Below are 19,901 nucleotides of genomic sequence, written 5' to 3' on the forward strand. Positions count from 1 at the left end.
GCAAGCGCATCTTTTCCGCCGCTTAAGCGTGTGGGGTGATGCGTTTTTTTGCAGGCAAGGCATAGAGGGACGTTTTTTGTCAAGCTGTGGACAAGGTTATCCACATATTCTGCCCGTTCTGTGTAAAAATCGTGTAAAAGCAGCATTTAAGCCTGTTTTTTTAATGCCCGGAACAGCGGGTAAGTTTTTCACAAGCGGGTGTAAAAAGTGTGGATAATGTGGATAATCTGGTGGATAAAAAAGGCTTGACACAACAAACGGCGGTTTGACGCGCAAAAAAAGACCCGATGGGTCTTTTTTTAATAACAGTTATGCACGAAATCTGGGGACAACCTTGTGGATAATGGCGTGTGACCAAATCCTAAATTGTTAAAAGAATGTTAGGCTTTTTTCTTCCATTATTCGTCAGCAAGAACTTCCCATTCACTAAAAAATCCGGCAAGCCGCTGTTTCTTTTCGTTTAAATCCCGCTCATGCTCCTGCAGCACCATATAGTCCTGATAGACCTCCGGCTTCGTCATCTCCGTTTCAATTACTGCTATCTCTTCCTCCAGTCCAGCTATGGCGTCTTCCAGTTCGGCCAGCCGCCGCTGGCGGCTCCGTTCCTCGCGCTTGGCCTGTTTGTCGGCCTCGTACGAAGAGGCGCCTCCTTTTTCGGGAGCGGATAAATCCCTTTCAAGGCTGGTCGGAGGAGAAGAGGGTGCGCTCCCTGCGGCTTCGCTTGCCAGATCCTCCAGTTCTCCTTTTTTCGCGATATAGTCGTCGTAATTTCCAAGGTACTGGTCGATCCCGTCCGGATGAAGTTCCAGCACGCGTTCCGCCATCTTATTCAGAAAATAGCGGTCATGGGAGATGAAGAGCAGCGTGCCTTCAAAATCGATCAGCGCCGATTCGAGCACCTCGCGGCTGATCAGGTCAAGATGGTTGGTCGGTTCGTCGAGGATAAGCATATTTGCTCCCCGCAGCATCAGCTTGGAGAGCGACACGCGCGCTTTTTCGCCCCCGCTGAGCGCGGCGATTTTCTTCTGCACATCCTCGCCGCTGAACAGAAAGTTGCCGAGAATTGTCCGGATTCGCGCCTCCTCCAGCATCGGATATTCGCTCCACAGCTCCTCAAGTACGGTATTCTGCGGATTCAGCCGGGTCTGCTCCTGGTCGTAGTAGCCGATCTTGACCTTTGCTCCCCAGTTTACGCTTCCCGCGGAAGGCTCCCGGGTGCCGGTCAGACATTGCAGCAGCGTCGACTTGCCGATGCCGTTAGGACCGATCAGGGCGGCCGTATCTCCTCGGCGCAGCTCGAAGGAGGCATTTTTGAACAAAGGCGCGTTCTCCCCGAAGGCCACAGCGACTTCCCTGACCTGCAGCACTTCTCTGCCGGAGTGGAAATCGGGCTCGAAGGAAAAATTCGCCTTTTTCAGCTCGCCGAGCGGCCGTTCGATCCGGTCCATTTTTTCCAGCGCCTTGCGCCGGCTCTGCGCCCGCTTGGTAGTGGACGCCCGCACGATATTGCGCTGCACGAACTCCTCCATTTTGGCGATTTCGCCCTGCTGCTTCTCGTACTGTTTGAGTCTGCCCTCATACTCGGCGGCCTTGAGATCCACGTAGCGGCTGTAATTTCCCGTGTACCGGTGCGATTGATGCCGCTCGATTTCCACGATGGTCGTGACGAGTCTGTCAAGAAAATAGCGGTCATGGGATACGACCAGTATGCCTCCGGAATATCCCCGCAAATAATCCTCCAGCCAGGTCAGCGTCTCAATGTCCAGATGGTTGGTCGGTTCGTCCAGCATCAGAAGATCCGGAGCCTGAAGCAGGATGCGTGCAAGCGCCAGGCGGGTCTTCTGCCCGCCGCTCAAGGTTGAAATTGACGTGTCGGGAGGGAAATCCCCAAAGCCCATACCGTGCAGAACGCTGCGTATCCGCGTGTTCATTTCATACCCGCCGTGGTCCTTGAACCAGTCTGACCGGAAGGCGTAACGTTCCAGCAGCTCCCCGTAACGCTTCTCGTCCTCCGCAGTGGCCGGATCGGCGATCTGTTTCTCCAACTGCCGAAGTTCCGCTTCGGCTTCGATGAGCGGAGCGAATACGGACAGCATTTCCTCGTGAATGGTCCGCTCCGATTGCAGCCCGCTGTTCTGGGCCAGATACCCCACTGTCGTTTCCTTGGATTTATGAATATGACCGCCGTCATGGGACAGCTCACCGGCCAGTATTTTCAGCAGGGTCGACTTGCCGGCTCCGTTGACGCCGACGAGCCCGACCCGTTCCCGCTCGTTTACCTGCAGGTTGATGCCTTCCAGCACGGGCTGGATGCCGTATAATTTCGTAATACCTGTTGCTTGAAGAAGCATGTTGATGAATCCTCCACCCTTAAGCCGCCATCGGCGCTGGGTCAGCGCCGCTTATGGACCTTTATTCCTAAATATAGTTTACATGAAAAGACTTTTTTGCGCGAGGTCGAAGGGTTCCGGGGTTATCTTGGCGAAATTGAAGTAAGAGTGGTAAACTGAAGGTAATGAATTACCTTGCAATGTCAGACATTTATTCCGCTGCTTGCCGTGTGAGGGTACGGACTTTCAGCGGAAATTTATATATCTTGGTTAGCCAAGGATAAGAGCAAGAATTATAAAGGAGGCAGAAGAGTGACAGACGGGGATTTGCAGCTTGTCGCCTCCAAGCGCGAGCTGCGCAGCCGCGCTGCCGCTGTCCGCGACGAAATAAATCCGCTGCGGAGGGGGGAGTGGTCCTCACTCGTGTGCCGACATGCATTGGAGTGGCTGGAGGAAACCGGTGTGAAATCGCTTATGGTCTACGTTCCGTTCCGCTCCGAGCTGGATACGCGCCCTCTGATCGAGTGGTGCTGGGCTAACGAGCGCAAGGTTATTCTCCCCCGTGTCCATGCCGATACCGGGGAGCTGTCGCTGCACAGGGTGGAGTCGTGGAACGAGCTGGCCCAGGGAGCATACGGCATTCCCGAGCCGGCGGAGACTTCTCCGGCAATTGGGGAAGAAGCCGGCCCGTTGGTTGTCTTCGTCCCGGGCCTGGCTTTCGATGCCAGGGGAGGAAGGCTGGGTTACGGCCGGGGTTATTATGACCGGCTGTGGGCCCGCTTCCGGGTCTCCGCGTCAGGAACACCGGAGAACACGGTCTGGATCGGCCTCGCATATGGCGCGCAGGTGCTGCCAGAGGTGCCGATGGATGTCCATGACGCTTATATGGACATGCTGATTACCGAGGAAGGAATGCTGAACTGCCGAAAGAAAGGGGATTGACGATGATGGAGATGACTCATTTCAACGGGCAGGGAAGAGCCCGCATGGTCGATGTAAGCGACAAAGAAGTGACCAAGCGTACTGCAACCGCACAGAGCATGGTGCGGATGGCGCCGGAAACGCTGAGCGCCATCAAGGCCGGCTCAATCGGCAAAGGCGATGTGCTTGCCGTGGCCCAGGTCGCGGGGATCATGGCTGCCAAGAAGACGGCCGACTGGATACCAATGTGCCATCCGCTGTCTTTGACGGGCATCGACATTCACTTTACGGACAACAACACAGATGAACTTTATATAGAAGCGACAGTTAAGACCACCGGCAAGACAGGGGTGGAGATGGAGGCGTTGACCGCTGTTTCCGCAGCGGCGCTGACGGTGTATGACATGTGCAAGGCGCTGCAGAAAGACATGGTGATCGGTCCGACGCTGCTTGCGTCCAAGACCGGCGGTAAGAACGGCGATTATGTCCGCGAAGAAGCGTAGTTTTGCGTATCATTACATAACGAGGGTAGAGAGGAAGGAGAAACCTATGGCGTGGAAGACAGCAATCCTGACGGCCAGCGACAAGGGGGCCCGGGGCGAGCGGGAGGATACGAGCGCCCAGGTCATCCGCGAACTGGTTGAGGAGGAACTCGGAGGGGAGATCGTCGAGTACCGGATTGTACCCGACGAACTGGATGAAATCATTGCGGCGCTCATCGAATTGACCGATTATTTCCAGGCCGATCTGGTGCTGACGACAGGCGGGACCGAACTGGCGATTCGTGACGTTACGCCGGAAGCGACGCGCCGGGTCATTGAACGGGAAGTACCGGGGATGCCGGAGGCGATGCGCAGCGCGGTGATGCATAAGAACCGCACGGCTATGCTGTTCCGCGGCATCTGCGGCATTCGCGGCCGGACGCTGATCGTCAATCTCCCGGGCACTCCGAAGGGCGTGCATGAACATCTGGCCGCCATTATGGATCAACTGCCAGAGGCGTTGCTGATGGTGACCGGACAATATCGGCAGTAACGATCTGCGGCAGTCCTTGCTTTTACCTAATTTTCCTTTTCAGATAATTGTCTCCGTTTGACTTTCGACACAGATAACAGATGCATGTGTGATATAAATTATGGTATTATAGTTATGTCGAAAACGGTGTCATGAACGGAACATGCGACAAGGAGGAATGAACATGTTTAACGGTATTGGGGCGCCGGGGATCATACTGCTCGTCATTCTGGCTTTGCTGCTCTTTGGTCCGAATAAGCTGCCCGAGTTGGGCCGTGCTGTCGGAAGAACCTTCCGTGAATTTAAGGAAGGGACCCGTGATATTATTGCCGACACCGAGCCGGCGGACAAGAACGAAGCTCCTGCATCTGCGGCTGCGCAGAATGCTCCCGTTTCCCTGGAGAAGCGTTTGCCGGAATAACATCCGCAAGCTTGAATTGATAAGACTACAAGCGGAGGCGCCCTTAAGTCCCCGGACTTTACGGGGCGCCTCTTTTTTTAGGGAGTACTCCTGCTGCACACTATCCGGGTATGACATACAGGCAAGTTTACAGCAACGGGCGCAAGCCGGGAATGCTGCTTACACGGCGGGAAGGGGGAGGAACATGCCTTTGCAATCCGGAGCCATGACGGTAGTCGAACATCTTACGGAGCTGCGCAAAAGAATCATATACATACTCGTTGTGTTCGTCATCGGACTGGCGGGCGGACTGTTCTGCGCGAAGCCGGTTTACGAATACTTGATCGCAGCCGATACGGCCCGGGGCTTTGTGCTGCACGCCTTCTCGTTCTGGGACGGCATCGGCATGTACATGAAGATTGCCATGGCCGTATCGCTAATCGTAACCTTGCCGTTCATCATCTATCAGCTCTGGGCATTCGTCAGTCCCGGCCTGCGGCCGGTGGAACGGAGCACCGCCCTGCGGTACGTGCCGTACGCGCTGCTTCTGTTCGTGCTGGGTCTCCTTTTCGCTTACTATATCGTATTTCCGATGGCTCTTTCCTTCACCGTCTCGGTTACGCGCGATATGGGACTTGAGGAGACGTACGGCATTGCGCAGTATTTCAATTTCATGTTCAGCCTGGTGCTGCCGATGGCGCTGCTGTTCGAGCTGCCCCTGATCGTCATGTTCCTGACCAGACTTCGGATTCTGAATCCGCTCCGGCTTCGCAAGGTACGGCGCTACGCCTATTTCGCGCTGATCTTCATTGCGGTGGTTATCACGCCGCCCGATTTTATATCGGATTTTTTGGTGACTATACCTTTGCTGGTTCTCTACGAATTCAGTGTATTCCTGTCCGCGTTTGTTTACCGCAAGCAGCTCGCCGCCGATGCGGCGCTGGAAGCCCGGTACACTGCAGGCGATCACGCCTGAGGGTGTATGCGCCGGACAGTCCGATACGCGGTTTGCCGAGGGAAGCAGGCATATTTTTACTGGCTATGGATAGAATGAAAGAGGGTATGGCTTGGACAACCCGGGCAGATCAGCTTTTTTCCAAATTCGTCTAGAAAAAAGAGCAAAAGGACTTGAAATCCGCAGTCAAGTTGAGTAATATAAAAATTGTTGTTAGCACTACTGACTGTTGAGTGCTAACAGAGCGAAAGGATATGCTGAGCCGGACAGCCGACTCTCATATTCCATGAATGCGCCGGAACGAGCTTTTCGGGAACGTCATTCTTCAAACTTGTGTTCAAGTACAACAACATAATTTTCAAAGGAGGCTATTTTTCATGATCAAACCTTTAGGTGAACGCGTACTGGTGGAACCGATCGAGCAGGAGGAAACGACTTCGTTCGGTATCGTGCTTCCGGACTCTGCCAAGGAGAAGCCGCAGGAAGGCAAAATCGTGGCCGTAGGCAGCGGCGCTCTGAAAGACGGAGTTCGCGTACCGCTGGAAGTAAAGGAAGGCGACCGCGTGATTTTCTCGAAGTATGCGGGAACCGAAATCAAGTATGAAGGCAAAGAATATTTGATTATGAAAGAAAGCGACATTCACGCGATTCTGGGTTAATTCCCGTAGGCGTTCATAAGAATTCAATACCGATACTTACAATTCATAGGGAGGTATTTTGATAATGGCAAAAGATATCAAGTTCAGTGAAGACGCCCGCCGCGCGATGCTGCGCGGGGTAGACGCTTTGGCAAACGCGGTAAAGGTAACACTCGGACCTAAAGGCCGCAACGTGGTGCTGGAGAAGAAATTCGGCAGCCCGCTGATTACGAACGACGGCGTAACAATCGCCAAGGAAATCGAGCTGGAAGACGCGTTCGAGAACATGGGCGCTCAACTGGTTAAAGAAGTCGCTACCAAAACGAACGACGTGGCCGGTGACGGTACGACGACTGCCACTGTTCTGGCTCAAGCGCTGATCCGCGAAGGTCTGAAGAACGTAACTGCCGGCGCCAGCCCAATCGGTCTGCGCAAAGGTATCGACAAAGCGGTTCGCGCCGCAGTGGAAGAACTGCAAAAGATCTCCAAACCGATTGAAAACAAACAATCCATCGCCCAAGTTGCGGCTATCTCCGCAGCCGACGAAGAAGTAGGCCAACTGATCGCCGAAGCTATGGAAAAAGTGGGCAAAGACGGTGTAATCACCGTTGAAGAATCCCGCGGCTTCCTGACCGAGCTTGAAGTGGTGGAAGGCATGCAGTTCGACCGCGGCTACATCTCCCCGTACATGATTACCGATACGGACAAAATGGAAGCTGTGCTGGATAACCCTTACATCCTCATCACCGATAAAAAGATCAGCAGTACGCAAGAAATCCTGCCGCTGCTTGAAAAAATCGTACAACAAGCCAGACCGCTTGTTATCATCGCCGAAGACATCGAAGGCGAAGCTCAAGCGATGCTGATCGTGAATAAACTGCGCGGAACGTTCAACGCCGTTGCCGTTAAAGCTCCTGGCTTTGGCGACCGCCGCGAAGCGATGCTGCAGGATATTGCCGCTCTGACCGGCGGCCAAGTCATCACCGAGAAGCTCGGTCTTGACCTGAAGAGCACAACTGTCGAGCAGCTGGGTAACGCTCGTCAAGTGCGCGTAACGAAAGAGAACACGACAATCGTTGACGGAAGCGGCGCGAAGGAAGACATTCAAGCCCGCGTCAGCCAAATCCGTTCCCAACTGGAAGAAACCACTTCCGAGTTCGACAAGGAGAAGCTGCAAGAGCGTCTGGCGAAGCTGTCCGGCGGCGTAGCCGTAGTAAAAGTCGGCGCTGCTACCGAAACCGAGCTGAAAGAGCGCAAGCTGCGCATTGAAGACGCCCTGAACGCTACCCGCGCTGCGGTTGAAGAAGGTATCGTATCCGGTGGCGGTACAGCCCTGATCAACGTATACGGCGCCGTAGCCGCTGTTGAAGCGACAGGCGACGAAAAGACTGGCGTGAACATCGTGCTCCGCTCCCTGGAAGAGCCGATCCGCACGATCGCCGCGAACGCGGGTCAAGAAGGCTCCGTTATCGTTGAGCGTCTGAAGAAAGAAGAAATCGGCGTAGGCTACAACGCCGCTACCGACGAATGGGTCAACATGATCGAAGCCGGTATCGTCGACCCTGCGAAGGTAACCCGCTACGCGCTGCAGCATGCTGCATCCGTAGCCGGCCTGTTCCTGACCACCGAAGCCGTTATCGCCGACAAGCCAGAGCCTGAAAAAGCCGGCGCGCCTGACATGGGTGGCATGGGCGGTATGGGCGGCATGATGTAAATGTTATACCAAAACCCTTGATTTGCCTGGTGATCTGGGCATTTCAAGGGTTTTTCTTTTGGGTAAAATCACATAAAAATCACTTTTCTTGCGGATTTATTGGATTCAAGATGTTAGCGAAGTGTATTTTGAGCTTGTCCGCATCGTTTCGCCGCATCTTGTTGGTGACGTGAGTGTATACCTTAAGGGTGGTCTTTGCATCATCGTGACCAACGCGCTTACCATAGTACATAGGCTGGTGTATCTTGGGAATCATTGTAACACTTATTACCTTCGGCATCTGCTATCCTTGGGCGCAGGTTGTCCTTTATAGATGGAAGGTCGAACACACCGTTATCAATGAAAGAAGGCTTCGATTTGATGGGACAGCTGTTCAGCTTTTCGGTAACTGGGTTAAATGGTGGCTGCTTTCTGTTATCACGCTCGGAATTTACTCTTTCTGGCTTTTTATTAAGCTCGAGCAGTGGAGAGTAAAGCATACACATTTCTAAACTTAATTAAAATGAAAGTCCTATTACCTTGACCGTTTTTGGTTCTATATAAGTTGAATCAAAGTTCTTAGCAAACCCTGGCAAGGGAAAAATGAACCATTTGTCGAATAAGAAACAGATCAAGAAAAGGACAAGTGGGGAACGTCATGGATAAGCATACCGAACTGGAAAAAGTAACAGAAGCCATGAAACAAGCCAAAGAGCGGCGCATGTATGAACGTTATCAAGCCATCTATTTGTATTTGAAAGGCACATCTATGACGGCGATCGCTGACATTCTGAATCGAAACCGAATGACGGTGAGCAGTTACATTCATACGTACGAAAACGGTGGATTGGCAGCCTTGAAACTTAAACACTCATCGGGTGCTCCTACTCGGTTGACTAAGGAACAGCAGGATCAGTTGAAACAGACCGTCGCCTATTCGGTCCCCCACGAGGTCGGCTTTACAGCCAAGCACAATTGGACGCTTGAGCTCATTGCCACGTATGTGGAACGAGAATGGGGCCACCGCTACTCGCTCCGAGGCATCTCCAAGGTAATGGAACGATTAGGGCTCAGCTATACGAAACCAACCTACACGCTCGCGGCAGCAGATCCCGAAAAGCAACGCCAGTTTATCGAAACGACCTTTCCCGATTTGAAAAAAAGATACTGAATGATGAAATCGATCACTTGCTGTTCGAGGATGAGTCCATGATTCGGGATTATCAAGTGATTCAGAAAACCTGGTTTCTTCGCGGGAAGCAACGAATCATTCCAACCACAGGCAAGCATCGCGGGGTCAAGCTACTCGCGACGGTTGACTATGAGACGGGACGAATCGTTTGGCAAGAAGACGAAGAATATACCGCCGAAACTTTTCTTGCCTTTCTTCAGAAGGTCCTCGCGGCTTATCCAACGGGGAAACTGGTTCTTGTGTTAGATAATGCCCGGATTTATCATGCCAAGCTGCTTCAGCCGTTTCTGGAAGAGCAGAAAAATCGGCTTCAGCTCGTGTTTTTGCCACCATACAGCCCGCAGTTAAATATCGTAGAAGGACTCTGGAAATGGCTCAAGTCCAGTGTGATCAACAATGTGTTCTATTCCAACGTTTCCGAAATCCGTCTGCGTGTCGGGCAGTTTATGGATGAAATCATGAAGCATCCTCATGTAATTATTGACCGCCTATGCGTTCGGCTTTGATTGCTATCTTCTTTCGTTCAACTTATATAGTTTTAAGCTAATCCTATAAGAAAAATATGGAGGGCTTGCAGATGAACAAAAAATACGAGGTTCGACTCGAACCGAAGGAACGCAAACGGATTGAACAACTTCTCCATGCTGATTCTACATCCCCTGGCATTCGCCGCCGCTGTCTAGTACTCCTACTTTCGGATGAAAACCAAGGGGCCATCCCCAAGCAGGCTAGAGGTAAATTAAAGCATCTTTATCCTCAAATTTGATGTGGTCAAGTTACTAGTAACCTTTAAGGTCATTAGGATTTTTTCTTATTTCAGATATCAGCTTTTTCCTATATCTTGCCGCAGCGGAATCTCAAAGTGTCTTCTCCGAGGATTTTCCGATCTCTGGCAGTAGCTTGCTGTCGGCCAAAATGTGAAACAACAAAATTATTGTGTTAATTTAAGTAATACGTCGGAATGAGATGGGACCTCAATATTTTTTTCCTTTCCGCCAACTATTTTGATTGTATGTTTCCCGGATGGGACATAAAAACGAAAAAAACCACCTGAATTCGAATATTTAATAAATTTATTATCAACAATAACACTTATTCCTGCCATAGGTACTTCTTCAGGATTTAGTACTTGTCCATATATACAGCCGGGTTGCTTTAAAAAATCAAGTGTTTTAAGTTCAATTGGAACGAGTCCATATCCGTATTTTTTCCAACCAATTTCCGAAGACAGCGCATTTTGCTCAATAATTTGGTATAGCTCCTGGTTAGTTATACGGGGATGTGTTGCCCAATAATTTGATGCTACTCCTGCTACATATGCTGCTGCTTGAGAAGTACCTCCCAATTCTGCATGACCTGATTCAACTCCATGATTATTTAAATATACAGAGTATTGAGGTGTAGTCGACCAAATTTTACTGCCGGGTCCCATTACACTTACATGAATTCCCGAGTTAGATCGATTGTACACTTCAAATACTGAGTTTGATTTCCATTTTGATAGTAAAGAATTATCATTTACTACGGCCCCTACTCCTAAAGCATAGAGATTTCCTGCTGGGTATACAATTTGATCACTTCCATCATTTCCTGCTGCTGCAATAATTAAGATACCTTTCTTCCATGCCTCGGAAACAACCGCCGAAAGTTCTTTGTCATAAGATTTTGTTCCCAAACTTGAAAGTATAATGTCGACTTTCTGTTCAATAGCCTTATGGAAACCTTTAATAAGGTCTGATTTTGATCCGGTTCCCTTTTCATCAAGTACACGAATGGGGAGTATTTTCACATTTTCTTTAGATAATTGTGCGATAATACCAGCCAAATGTGTGCCGTGACCATATTTATCAATAAATGATGAATCATCTTCGAGCATACTCCAACCTACTGGATTTCCATCTAAATCTTTTATTAAATTTTTAGCAAGTTCGGGGTGCGTTGGATCAATACCTGAATCAAGCATTGCTATAACAATAGTTCGAGAATGAGATGCATTGGTATAAGTGATTTCTCCATAAAAAAGAGATAATATGACAGCCACTAAAATAAGAACTATTTTTTGAAAAGAGTGCCTTACCATAAGAATATTCTTCCTCCTAATGCCACACATTTATTTAAAATAATACATAAAAAATTATAGAATGGCAAATAAAAACATTGATGTACATTTTGTGGCAAAAATAGATTCTTGTCTCAAAAAAATCAATAAACGACATAATTCGCGATTTACAAATTTATTACTTTTGTAGTACATTCTAGGCACTGGTATTTGGAAGTACTAGAAAAGATAGTGAGAAAGTAGTAGTCAGATTGGATTGTTGTATCTATTGATTGGATTGCTGGCCAGCATTCAAAATAAATTATAAGGGGAAATTATTTTGAGAAAGACAAAATTAGCTTTTACAGGGGTTTTGGTATCAGCACTGATTTTTATGTCGGCTTCAGCTTATGCAAGTCCAAAAACAATTGATGAGTTTGAAAAACACAGGCTAGAAGTTGTAAACCAAGAACTGACAGAGAATAATCTTAGTCCTGTAACTGATCTAAACTCTGAGCTTCTACAGAAAGAGGTTAACGACGAAAAAACGAAAGATAAAGTCGAAAAGCTAAAAAAAGCAGAGATTGTTTTAATGACATTTGATGAAAATGGGCAATTGGTTGAAGCTGATAGTTCTGAGAAAGGAAATGTAATTTCTCGATTTGGGAAAGATGAGAAAAAAGGGAAAAAGACTGAAATAGAAAGTACAGATGTTAACGCTTTGTCTATTTTACCGGATAGTTACCCTGCTCCAGCAGGATCGACTACTGGCGCCTTTCATCGATTAATTTCGCCGGCAAGTACCACAAGTTTGAGCTATACTGGGGCTGTAGCCGATGATGTTACACTTCCTAACTATGATGTTAATACAGCAACAACATATCAAGAAGCTGCTTATTTGTACTCTGGTATCGATCAAAGCGGTGTTGGTATAGCGGAAGTAGGATTTGGGACATATAAGGGAACTCAAGGAAATGGATGGTTCGCGCTTTTCCATGCTCGAGCAGCACATGATATTACTACTCCTTCTACTGGCGATGATTATGCGGAATATTATTATGATTTTGCCAATCCTTATTCCGGGGGACAAACTATCACTGGTTACAAAGTGTACTATCATACTTATGATTCAGTACTTACGATTACTTATCAAATAAACTACAGTACGATTTATGTTGTGAAATTCAATGGTTATAACTCGTTGAATAAATCTGTTAAGCGCGTAACGGCAATCGCAATGCCTAGTACTACAACAGGTAAATTCCATGTATCTTATGGTTCGTATGCCAACTGGGGAAATTACCGGTGGCTTACCAATGATGGAACCGGCACAGTATATCCAGGTGCGGTAAGTGGAGTATCGGAAAGTACTTGGAGTCATGGGGGAGCAATCGATTTTATCAAAACAGTTTATAGCGGTACGGATCGAGACGAACAATACAAAATTTATTAATTAGTTGGTATCTAGAGAAGAGGGCTCTCCTCTTCTCTAGATAATTTTTTTTAAAAAATCACAACTTTTTCTTGTTTACACCGTCTAATTATTATAAAAAAATGAAGGAGTGGACAATATGCGTTTAAAATCCAAAATTTTCATTCTTACTATCCTAGTAATCTCAATGTTGTCTCTAAGCATTTCAGTCAGCGCTTCATCTATTGGAACTGTAAAGATTAAATCTACAGTATTAGAAGAAAAGTCATTCACTGGACAAGTAATAAATAATCGAACTTATGTTGACCTTCTAGGACTTCTGAATTGCTTACCATTTTTGGTGAATCCGAAAGCAATGTCTTATAATGCTCAGACAAAAACTTTAAAGATTTATAGTAATGATTTTGCAAGTAACACTACACCTATCTTGCAGTTTAAAGTTGGGGATAATTTTTTCTACTATAATAATGAGAAGATAAATCTTGACACAAAAATATTGCTAGTTAATAATCGCATAGAAATACCATTAAAACCGGTTGTTTCAGTATATGATATTAATGTAGTGTTTGATCAAACTTCTAAAACAATAAATGTGAGTAAATAAAAATGAATGGCAAGAAAGTTTTTGTATGCCAAGTAATATTAACCCGCCTGAATAAACAGAGGCCACTGAAAAACTATCGCTTCTTCAATAAAACCAAAACTTTAGGGGGTCAAATATGATTCCCTGAACGCGAAACGAGCCTTAGAAGCAATTCTAGAGGCTCGTTTTTTCGATGATTCTTATTAAATTGACTTTTTCAGTGGCCTCGAATAAACATGGCGGGATTTTTTTATTGAATAAAGAACGAATGTTCTCATATAATACAAACAAATGTCCCTATTTTGGAGGCGGACAATGTGAAGATGACTGTTGGTCAAACCATCGAGATCGTATATATGGACCGGTCCGGAAAGATTACACAGCGGAAGATCGAGGTCAAAGGTATCAAAGACGGCAGCATCCGGGCAACATGCCTTGTCACCGGCGCGCCGCGTGTATTTTTGGTGGCCAACATACTTGCCTGGCAGCCTGTAGGTACGAGCCATGCTGTCGGATAACGCGCGCAAACTGCTGCGAATTATGCATGCTTACCGCCATCATTTCGGTGTTATGCCTCCAATGTGGCAGCTGCAGCGCAGGTCCAGTCGTCGGCCAGAGCAGATCCGGGCGACGTTGCAGGAACTGGTTGACGAACGATACGTCAAGTGGTAGCCCGGCGCAGCGCCCGAAACTGTTGTGATTCTTGAAGCGTGGGAGAGGGAGGAGCCGGGCAGGCAGAAGCGGACCCGGAGAAGATAAGGAGAATGAGTGTGAAGAAACTGGAAGGCGGATTGTGGGAGAGCAAGTTAATTCTACCCGAACACCGCTCGGGGATGGAGCGAGAACTGAAGGAAAGCCAACGCCGTGAGAAACCCATCTTGGATGAGCAACAACTGGAGGAGATTGACAAAGCACTGTATTACTCTAGCGCGACAAGGTACCGGTTACGCTTAAACTATGGGACCCATATACCGACCGGATCGCTAAAGACATCGTGTTGGGCGTGGATCGGCAGCTCCGGAGGATTAAGCTCGCTGGTCAGAGGATGACTGGGATTGGATTTGGATGCGGGATATTGTGAGGATTGAGACATAACCAGATTCCCCAATCTCGATAGACAGAAGAATATCTGCATCGGTATACTGGTAATCAGGATGTTTCAGTTGCATTTGCCCTGCTGTAATTGTCATTCGTAAGGGGGATAATAAATCACAGAAAAAATCACGAAATCACTCAAAGCGAACAAAAGTCAGTCCGATATATGATATCGAAAAGCCCAATGAAACGGTGAAAAAGGAATCCAAACCAATACCAAAAAAGTCAAATAAAAGTGCGGAAAATATGGGCGGCATGATGTAATACAGGCTGTTAAGCCTTATGCATCAAGAGTTTCGGTAACAGGAAACACCGTTTGACCACATCTTTATATTTTCGAGGCCTCCCAGAATTCCCTGGGAGGCCTCATTATAATTAAATTGTACTATTCCAATAGTTATGGTTTAATATACATAAAGTAAGGCTCCAACAAGCAGCTGGCAGTCCTCCAGCTAACCAATTCATCACATGTTATTAGTAAATCAGTAGTTTTGATTTGTCTCCAATTGATTTTCTATGTAAATCAAATGTTACGAAACATAACATTATGCAGTGATGTTTTTAATAATATTTCTGCTTTTTTCGACAACAAACATGGTAATGTGATTAAAAATGACACAAAACTGTAGACAAGCGCGATTTCTGTATGTATTATATAGCTAATTCTACAAGAGATGAGCTACCAGACGTAAGGTTTAATTTGCAACCACAAACTAAGGGAAATTGGACCCGGAGAGACTATTTTAATAATTGTATACAATTATACAATTATACTTCTGTGGTGGGAACTAGCAGATTATTGACTAGGAGATGGATATATGAACAGTTCTGTTATGCGAACACGCAGGTTATCCAAGGATAATACTTATTTTGCGTTAAAACAAAAAATTATCGATAGCGAATTAAAGCCTGACGAAATTGTACATGAAGAAAGTTTGGCAGCTCTGCTCGGAGTAAGCCGCACTCCATTAAGAGAGGCTATTCAAAGGTTGGAGAACGAGGAGTTTCTCGTTCGGCAGCCGAATGGCAGGTTGAGAGTGGCTTCAGTAACAGTGGAAGAGGTTAAAGAAATATTCCTGATCCGCAGCATGCTGGAAGGGTATATTGCCAAGAGTGCGGCCAAAAATGCCACGGATAGAGATATCCAAAATTTAACGGCTATGATTGAAAATATTAAACAGTCCTTTCAGTCTGGCAAGAGTCAGGATTTTGTTTCATATGGCTTTGAATTCCATGATTATTTATCTGAAATGAGTGATCTCAAGACCTTTGTGAAAATCTTGAATCATCTAAGAGATCACGCGCTTCGCTATTGCCGGTTTGTTTCTCTGCATGGCGATTGGAACACGCAGGCGGATGAAGAACATAACTTTATCTTGCAAATGATAGCCGACAGAAATGAAGACGGCGCGGAAAAAGCGATGCAGGATCATATATTAAGCAGTCTATCCGCCGCATTGGAGAGAATACAAGGAATTCAAGCAAACAGAGAGGATTGAGTTTTAATGAAGACAGATTGGAGTATGGACACGAAGATTATTCATGAAAGCCAGTTTCCGGACCCTCACACGGGCGCCATCTCTCAAAGCATCATACCTGCTGTCGCTTATGCTTTCCCAGATGCGGAAACAGCGGCGGCCGTTGTAGCAGGCGAGGAAGAAGGCGTTTATTACGGCAGATACGGAAATCCTACATCCCGCACATTGGAAAAAAAGATAGCCGCGTTGGAAGGCGGAGAAGATGCTTTGGGTGTTTCCAGCGGAATGGCGGCCATCTCCATTGCTCTTCTCGGCTTCTTGAAGCATGGCGATCATGTTCTGGTGACCAAGGATGTTTATGGAGGCACCTATAGTTTCCTGACTTCTTTGGCGCCCCGATTTGGCATACAATTTGATTTTGTTGATTGTACGGATCTGGATTCAATGATTAAAGCTATCAAGCCAAATACAAAAGCAGTTTATATTGAAACTCCCTCTAACCCCAGATTGACAATTCTTGATATTGGGAAAATCTCGGAAGTCTGCAAATCGTATCAGCTCCCCGTCATTGTCGATAACACCTTTATGAGCCCTTGCTTGCAGAAGCCTTTGGAGCTTGGGGCCGATGTTGTGGTGCATAGCGCTACTAAATATATTAATGGTCACGGGGATGTCTTGGCAGGATTTATTGTTGGAAAAAAAGACACCATCCAGTTTATGAGAAAGAAACTGATGGGTGATTTGGGACAAAATTTGAATGCTTGGGACGCATTCTTGATTTTAAGAGGAATGAAGACCATGGCCTTACGGGTAGAAAGACATTGCAGCAATGCCCAGAAAATTGCCGAATATCTCGAGTCTCATCCTTTCATTGATAAAGTCTTTTATCCAGGTTTAAAGTCTCATCCTCAACATGAGCTGGCCAAAGAACAAATGAAGGGTATGGGAGGGATTGTTTCTTTTGAAGTAAAGGGAGGCTTAATCGAAGGAAAAAAATTAATAAACTCGCTGAAATTAGCGATGATTTCATTCAGCTTGGGCGATCCGGAAACCCTAGTCCAGCATCCGGCTTCAATGACTCATGCTTCCATTCCACAGGAAGAGAGAATGAAATTTGGGATTACGGATGGATTAATTCGCGTTTCGGTAGGGTTAGAGGATGCTGATGATATTATCAGTGATTTCGATCAAGCTCTCACCGTCCTTTTTCCAGCTTCTGAAAAAATAATAACGAAATAAAAGGGAGGAAGTCCATGTCTACTAAGCAGCCGGATGAGATTGAACAAGCTTTAGGCAGTCAATTAATTGACGTTCGCAGAAACCTTCACCAGGAGCCTGAACTATCTTATGAAGAGTTTAAAACGACAGAAAAACTGCGGAAATGGCTGACGGATGCCAATATTCGTATATTGAACCTCCCTTTGAAAACGGGACTTATCGCCGAAATCGGACAAGGAACAGGGCCAATCGTAGCCATTCGCTGTGATATCGATGCACTCCCGATTGAAGAACAGACCGGATTGCCTTTTGCGTCAGAGGTTCCGGGGAAAATGCATGCATGCGGTCATGATTTTCACACGGCTGTCATTTTAGGTGCCGCATACTTGCTAAAAGCCCGTGAAGCTGAGCTGCCCGGAAGGGTTAGAGTATTGTTTCAGCCGGCGGAAGAAACCGGTCACGGGGCTGAAAGTGTTCTGGCGTCGGGAGGGCTTGAAGGTGTAGCTGCCATATTTGGCCTTCATAACTCGCCAGACTTGCCCACAGGATCGTTTGGAACGAGGACCGGCGCCTTAACAGCAGGTGTTGACCGGTTTGAAATTACGGTAAAGGGCATCGGGGCCCATGCCGCAACTCCGGAGAATGGTGTGGATGCCATCGTAACCGCGGCTCAAATCATTACCGCTCTCCAAACGATTGTAAGCCGCCGGAACAAGGCAGGAGAGCCGGTTGTGCTGAGTGTAACCCGAATCAATGGAGGGTTCACCTGGAATGTGCTGCCGGAGCTGGTTGAATTGGAGGGCACCGTTAGAACTCATAATGAAGAGATTCGTCGGACAATCCCAGACAAAATGACTCAAATCATAGAAGGAATTGCCGCGGCAGCCGGAGCGGAGGCCAAGCTGCATTGGTATCCAGGCCCGCCCGCAACCATAAACGACGGCTACTGGGCTGATTTTACCAAAGAGATCGCCAAACAGGCTGGTTATGAGGTGCATGATATCCCGCCGCAAATGGGAGGTGAAGACTTCTCATTGTACTTGCAGAAGATACCGGGCGCTTTTGTAAATATCGGAGCTGGTCCCGCTTATGCGCTGCATCATCCGCGTTTCGATGTAGATGAGGCCGCATTATTGCCAGCTGCCCATTATTTCGCATTATTGGCTGAGCAAGCGCTGGTGAAGCTGAAGGAGAAAGGTTAGTCCTAAATCCGAAAATGAAATGAGAGGAATGTATATGATTGAATTAAAGGATGTTTCTAAGACGTACACTCGCAAAGGGATCTCGAACGAAGCCTTAAAGGGAATTAATTTAAAGGTTGAGAAAGGCGATATATTTGGGGTTATCGGCTATAGCGGCGCGGGAAAGAGTACATTGATTCGTTTAGTCAATTATTTGGAAAGACCAACGAAAGGACAGGTTTTTGTCGATGGGCATGATTTAGGTGAATACAGCGTTAAAGATCTGCGTGCCGCCAAAAAAAATATCGGCATGATCTTTCAACATTTTAACCTGTTGGAATCGAAAAAAGTATTTGATAATGTGGCCATTCCCCTCATTTTGTTGAAAAAGAATAAAAATGAAATTCGCCAGCGTGTTCTGGAACTGCTGGAGTTTGTTGGATTAGGCGACAAAGCTGGCAGCTATCCGAGTGAATTGTCAGGCGGACAGAAGCAGCGTGTCGGGATTGCAAGAGCGCTTGCCTCGAACCCCTCCATTCTCCTTTGTGATGAAGCGACGTCAGCGCTGGACCCACAGACGACGCGCTCCATTTTACAGCTTTTGAAAAAAATAAATGCGGAATACAATATTACGGTTATGATCATCACCCATGAAATGTCAGTCATTCAGGAGATTTGCAACAAGGTGGCGGTCATGGAAGAAGGACGGATTATTGAGCAAGGAAGCGTTCTGGAGGTATTCGGACATCCAAAGCATCCGACCACGCAAAATTTTGTGAAAACCGTTATTCAAAATAGTATTACAAACAGCGTGCAAAAATCGATAAAAAAAGAACCCGGAAGCGGCATTTACAAATTGGAATTTGTCGGCCAATGCGCTTCGGAACCCATTATGTATAAAATGATTCGTTCATATGCTGTGCAAGTCAATATTCTATTTGCCAATATGACCGAGATTGAAGAAACGACATTGGGAAAAGTGATTGTTCAGTTAAAAGGGGAGACTGCCGAGGTTGATAAAGCCTTGTCTTTCTTAAAAAGCAGCGGAGTCGGTGTAGAGGAGGTGGAAAAGCATGATGTCAACTACAGTTACAACTGATCAATTTATGCAGGCGATCATGGATACCCTTTATATGGTGGGGATGTCCTTGTTCGTGGGGTCTTTAATCGGAATACCTATCGGGATATTACTTGTGGTTACCCGTCCTGGCGGTGTTTTGGAGAGCAAGATACTGTATACCATTATCAATCCAGTGATCAACGTTGTCCGCTCCCTGCCATTTATCATATTGCTCGTCGCCATTATTCCGTTTACCCGGTTGATTGTTCAGACTTCGATTGGGACAAGCGCAGCGATCGTGCCGCTTATTATTTATATCGCACCTTATATCGGGCGCCTGGTAGAGAATTCCTTGCTTGAAGTCAATCCGGGAATTCTTGAAGCGGCAGAGGCGATGGGGGCTACACCGTTTCAAGTCGTTTGGTACTTTTTATTACCCGAGGCTGTAGGATCGTTAGTTCTATCCTTGACGACTGCGACCATTGGGTTAATTGGTGCGACCGCTATGGCTGGAACGGTTGGCGGCGGCGGAGTCGGAGACTTGGCTATCGTATATGGATACCAGCGATTTGACACTGTTGTAGTAGTTGCCACTGTAATTATCCTTATTATTTTCGTTCAAGGTATTCAATCATTAGGCAACACTTTGGCGAGAAAGATTCGCCGTTATTAG

21 protein-coding genes are annotated in these 19,901 nt (G+C 47.1%); 19 read left to right on the forward strand and 2 right to left on the reverse strand.

Annotation, left to right across the window (positions count from 1 at the left end; translation table 11 throughout):
* Positions 1-398: 398 nt before the first annotated feature.
* Complete coding sequence (locus KP014_RS08550) at positions 399-2,351, reverse strand: ABC-F family ATP-binding cassette domain-containing protein (RefSeq protein ID WP_036604805.1); 1,953 nt, start codon at positions 2,349-2,351, stop codon at positions 399-401.
* 291 nt (positions 2,352-2,642) lie between these two features.
* On the opposite strand from KP014_RS08550, the gene KP014_RS08555 reads away from it, so the two are divergent.
* The 10 genes from KP014_RS08555 (at position 2,643) to KP014_RS08600 (ending at position 9,909) form a co-directional block, all read left to right on the forward strand.
* Complete coding sequence (locus KP014_RS08555) at positions 2,643-3,272, forward strand: 5-formyltetrahydrofolate cyclo-ligase (RefSeq protein ID WP_036604803.1); 630 nt, start codon at positions 2,643-2,645, stop codon at positions 3,270-3,272.
* Positions 3,273-3,277: 5 nt separating this feature from the next.
* The gene (gene moaC, locus KP014_RS08560; RefSeq protein WP_036604817.1) at positions 3,278-3,754 is read left to right on the forward strand and encodes a cyclic pyranopterin monophosphate synthase MoaC; all 477 of its coding nucleotides are present in this window, start codon (positions 3,278-3,280) and stop codon (positions 3,752-3,754) included.
* 46 nt (positions 3,755-3,800) lie between these two features.
* A complete protein-coding gene (locus KP014_RS08565; RefSeq protein ID WP_036604802.1) occupies positions 3,801-4,286 on the forward strand; it encodes a MogA/MoaB family molybdenum cofactor biosynthesis protein in 486 nt (161 codons plus the stop codon).
* Positions 4,287-4,449: 163 nt separating this feature from the next.
* Positions 4,450-4,686, forward strand: coding sequence for a twin-arginine translocase TatA/TatE family subunit (gene tatA / locus KP014_RS08570; RefSeq protein ID WP_036604801.1), 237 nt, complete (start codon positions 4,450-4,452; stop codon positions 4,684-4,686).
* Positions 4,687-4,870: 184 nt separating this feature from the next.
* Positions 4,871-5,641: a twin-arginine translocase subunit TatC gene (gene tatC / locus KP014_RS08575; protein WP_036604800.1), complete on the forward strand. Its 771-nt coding sequence runs from the start codon at positions 4,871-4,873 to the stop codon at positions 5,639-5,641.
* 356 nt (positions 5,642-5,997) lie between these two features.
* Complete coding sequence (gene groES, locus KP014_RS08580) at positions 5,998-6,279, forward strand: co-chaperone GroES (RefSeq protein ID WP_025688079.1); 282 nt, start codon at positions 5,998-6,000, stop codon at positions 6,277-6,279.
* A 64-nt stretch (positions 6,280-6,343) separates the two neighbouring features.
* Positions 6,344-7,972 (forward strand): chaperonin GroEL, encoded by a 1,629-nt coding sequence (gene groL, locus KP014_RS08585; RefSeq protein ID WP_090834756.1) that lies wholly within the window; start codon positions 6,344-6,346, stop codon positions 7,970-7,972.
* Between the two features lie 230 nt (positions 7,973-8,202).
* Positions 8,203-8,463: a DUF6693 family protein gene (locus KP014_RS08590; protein ID WP_090834754.1), complete on the forward strand. Its 261-nt coding sequence runs from the start codon at positions 8,203-8,205 to the stop codon at positions 8,461-8,463.
* A gap of 146 nt (positions 8,464-8,609) precedes the next feature.
* Positions 8,610-9,649, forward strand: a protein-coding gene (locus KP014_RS08595) for an IS630 family transposase (protein ID WP_254776487.1) whose coding sequence is annotated in 2 segments (ribosomal slippage) — positions 8,610-9,107 and positions 9,110-9,649 — 1,038 coding nt in all. Because the reading frame shifts where the segments join, the coding sequence is not laid out codon by codon here.
* A 71-nt stretch (positions 9,650-9,720) separates the two neighbouring features.
* Positions 9,721-9,909, forward strand: coding sequence for a hypothetical protein (locus KP014_RS08600; protein WP_090834753.1), 189 nt, complete (start codon positions 9,721-9,723; stop codon positions 9,907-9,909).
* A 165-nt stretch (positions 9,910-10,074) separates the two neighbouring features.
* Here the strand turns inward: KP014_RS08600 and KP014_RS08605 are convergent, their stop codons facing one another.
* On the reverse strand, positions 10,075-11,223 hold the full coding sequence (locus KP014_RS08605; RefSeq protein WP_036589810.1) for a S8 family peptidase: 1,149 nt from the start codon (positions 11,221-11,223) through the stop codon (positions 10,075-10,077).
* 298 nt (positions 11,224-11,521) lie between these two features.
* Here KP014_RS08605 and KP014_RS08610 point away from each other — a divergent pair, with 298 nt between their 5' ends.
* The 9 genes from KP014_RS08610 to KP014_RS08650 all read left to right on the forward strand — a co-directional run bounded on the left by KP014_RS08610 (position 11,522) and on the right by KP014_RS08650 (position 19,901).
* On the forward strand, positions 11,522-12,634 hold the full coding sequence (locus KP014_RS08610) for a hypothetical protein (protein ID WP_051499453.1): 1,113 nt from the start codon (positions 11,522-11,524) through the stop codon (positions 12,632-12,634).
* Positions 12,635-12,752: 118 nt separating this feature from the next.
* The gene (locus KP014_RS08615; RefSeq protein WP_036589812.1) at positions 12,753-13,217 is read left to right on the forward strand and encodes a stalk domain-containing protein; all 465 of its coding nucleotides are present in this window, start codon (positions 12,753-12,755) and stop codon (positions 13,215-13,217) included.
* Positions 13,218-13,519: 302 nt separating this feature from the next.
* Positions 13,520-13,714: a hypothetical protein gene (locus tag KP014_RS08620; protein ID WP_036589814.1), complete on the forward strand. Its 195-nt coding sequence runs from the start codon at positions 13,520-13,522 to the stop codon at positions 13,712-13,714.
* A gap of 252 nt (positions 13,715-13,966) precedes the next feature.
* Complete coding sequence (locus KP014_RS08625; RefSeq protein WP_175491968.1) at positions 13,967-14,245, forward strand: YolD-like family protein; 279 nt, start codon at positions 13,967-13,969, stop codon at positions 14,243-14,245.
* Between the two features lie 864 nt (positions 14,246-15,109).
* The gene (locus tag KP014_RS08630) at positions 15,110-15,790 is read left to right on the forward strand and encodes a GntR family transcriptional regulator (RefSeq protein WP_246590673.1); all 681 of its coding nucleotides are present in this window, start codon (positions 15,110-15,112) and stop codon (positions 15,788-15,790) included.
* Positions 15,791-15,796: 6 nt separating this feature from the next.
* On the forward strand, positions 15,797-17,008 hold the full coding sequence (locus KP014_RS08635) for a trans-sulfuration enzyme family protein (protein ID WP_036599226.1): 1,212 nt from the start codon (positions 15,797-15,799) through the stop codon (positions 17,006-17,008).
* A gap of 14 nt (positions 17,009-17,022) precedes the next feature.
* The gene (locus KP014_RS08640; RefSeq protein ID WP_051500362.1) at positions 17,023-18,189 is read left to right on the forward strand and encodes an amidohydrolase; all 1,167 of its coding nucleotides are present in this window, start codon (positions 17,023-17,025) and stop codon (positions 18,187-18,189) included.
* Positions 18,190-18,223: 34 nt separating this feature from the next.
* Complete coding sequence (locus KP014_RS08645) at positions 18,224-19,267, forward strand: methionine ABC transporter ATP-binding protein (protein WP_036599228.1); 1,044 nt, start codon at positions 18,224-18,226, stop codon at positions 19,265-19,267.
* Positions 19,242-19,901: a methionine ABC transporter permease gene (locus tag KP014_RS08650; RefSeq protein ID WP_036599231.1), complete on the forward strand. Its 660-nt coding sequence runs from the start codon at positions 19,242-19,244 to the stop codon at positions 19,899-19,901. The genes KP014_RS08645 and KP014_RS08650 overlap by 26 nt, the downstream gene beginning before the upstream one ends.

The sequence above is a fragment of the Paenibacillus sophorae genome, from assembly GCF_018966525.1.
GTDB classification, from domain to species: domain Bacteria; phylum Bacillota; class Bacilli; order Paenibacillales; family Paenibacillaceae; genus Paenibacillus_AQ; species Paenibacillus_AQ sophorae.

Excerpts from the sequence above, each read along its gene's own strand:
- KP014_RS08550 (WP_036604805.1), bottom strand. The coding sequence starts at position 2,351 with ATGCTTCTTCAAGCAACAGGTATTACGAAATTATACGGCATCCAGCCC.
- moaC (WP_036604817.1), top strand. The coding sequence starts at position 3,278 with ATGGAGATGACTCATTTCAACGGGCAGGGAAGAGCCCGCATGGTCGAT.
- KP014_RS08565 (WP_036604802.1), top strand. The coding sequence starts at position 3,801 with ATGGCGTGGAAGACAGCAATCCTGACGGCCAGCGACAAGGGGGCCCGG.
- tatA (WP_036604801.1), top strand. The coding sequence starts at position 4,450 with ATGTTTAACGGTATTGGGGCGCCGGGGATCATACTGCTCGTCATTCTG.
- tatC (WP_036604800.1), top strand. The coding sequence starts at position 4,871 with ATGCCTTTGCAATCCGGAGCCATGACGGTAGTCGAACATCTTACGGAG.
- groES (WP_025688079.1), top strand. The coding sequence starts at position 5,998 with ATGATCAAACCTTTAGGTGAACGCGTACTGGTGGAACCGATCGAGCAG.
- groL (WP_090834756.1), top strand. The coding sequence starts at position 6,344 with ATGGCAAAAGATATCAAGTTCAGTGAAGACGCCCGCCGCGCGATGCTG.
- KP014_RS08600 (WP_090834753.1), top strand. The coding sequence starts at position 9,721 with ATGAACAAAAAATACGAGGTTCGACTCGAACCGAAGGAACGCAAACGG.
- KP014_RS08605 (WP_036589810.1), bottom strand. The coding sequence starts at position 11,223 with ATGGTAAGGCACTCTTTTCAAAAAATAGTTCTTATTTTAGTGGCTGTC.
- KP014_RS08615 (WP_036589812.1), top strand. The coding sequence starts at position 12,753 with ATGCGTTTAAAATCCAAAATTTTCATTCTTACTATCCTAGTAATCTCA.
- KP014_RS08620 (WP_036589814.1), top strand. The coding sequence starts at position 13,520 with ATGACTGTTGGTCAAACCATCGAGATCGTATATATGGACCGGTCCGGA.
- KP014_RS08630 (WP_246590673.1), top strand. The coding sequence starts at position 15,110 with ATGAACAGTTCTGTTATGCGAACACGCAGGTTATCCAAGGATAATACT.
- KP014_RS08635 (WP_036599226.1), top strand. The coding sequence starts at position 15,797 with ATGAAGACAGATTGGAGTATGGACACGAAGATTATTCATGAAAGCCAG.
- KP014_RS08640 (WP_051500362.1), top strand. The coding sequence starts at position 17,023 with ATGTCTACTAAGCAGCCGGATGAGATTGAACAAGCTTTAGGCAGTCAA.
- KP014_RS08645 (WP_036599228.1), top strand. The coding sequence starts at position 18,224 with ATGATTGAATTAAAGGATGTTTCTAAGACGTACACTCGCAAAGGGATC.
- KP014_RS08650 (WP_036599231.1), top strand. The coding sequence starts at position 19,242 with ATGATGTCAACTACAGTTACAACTGATCAATTTATGCAGGCGATCATG.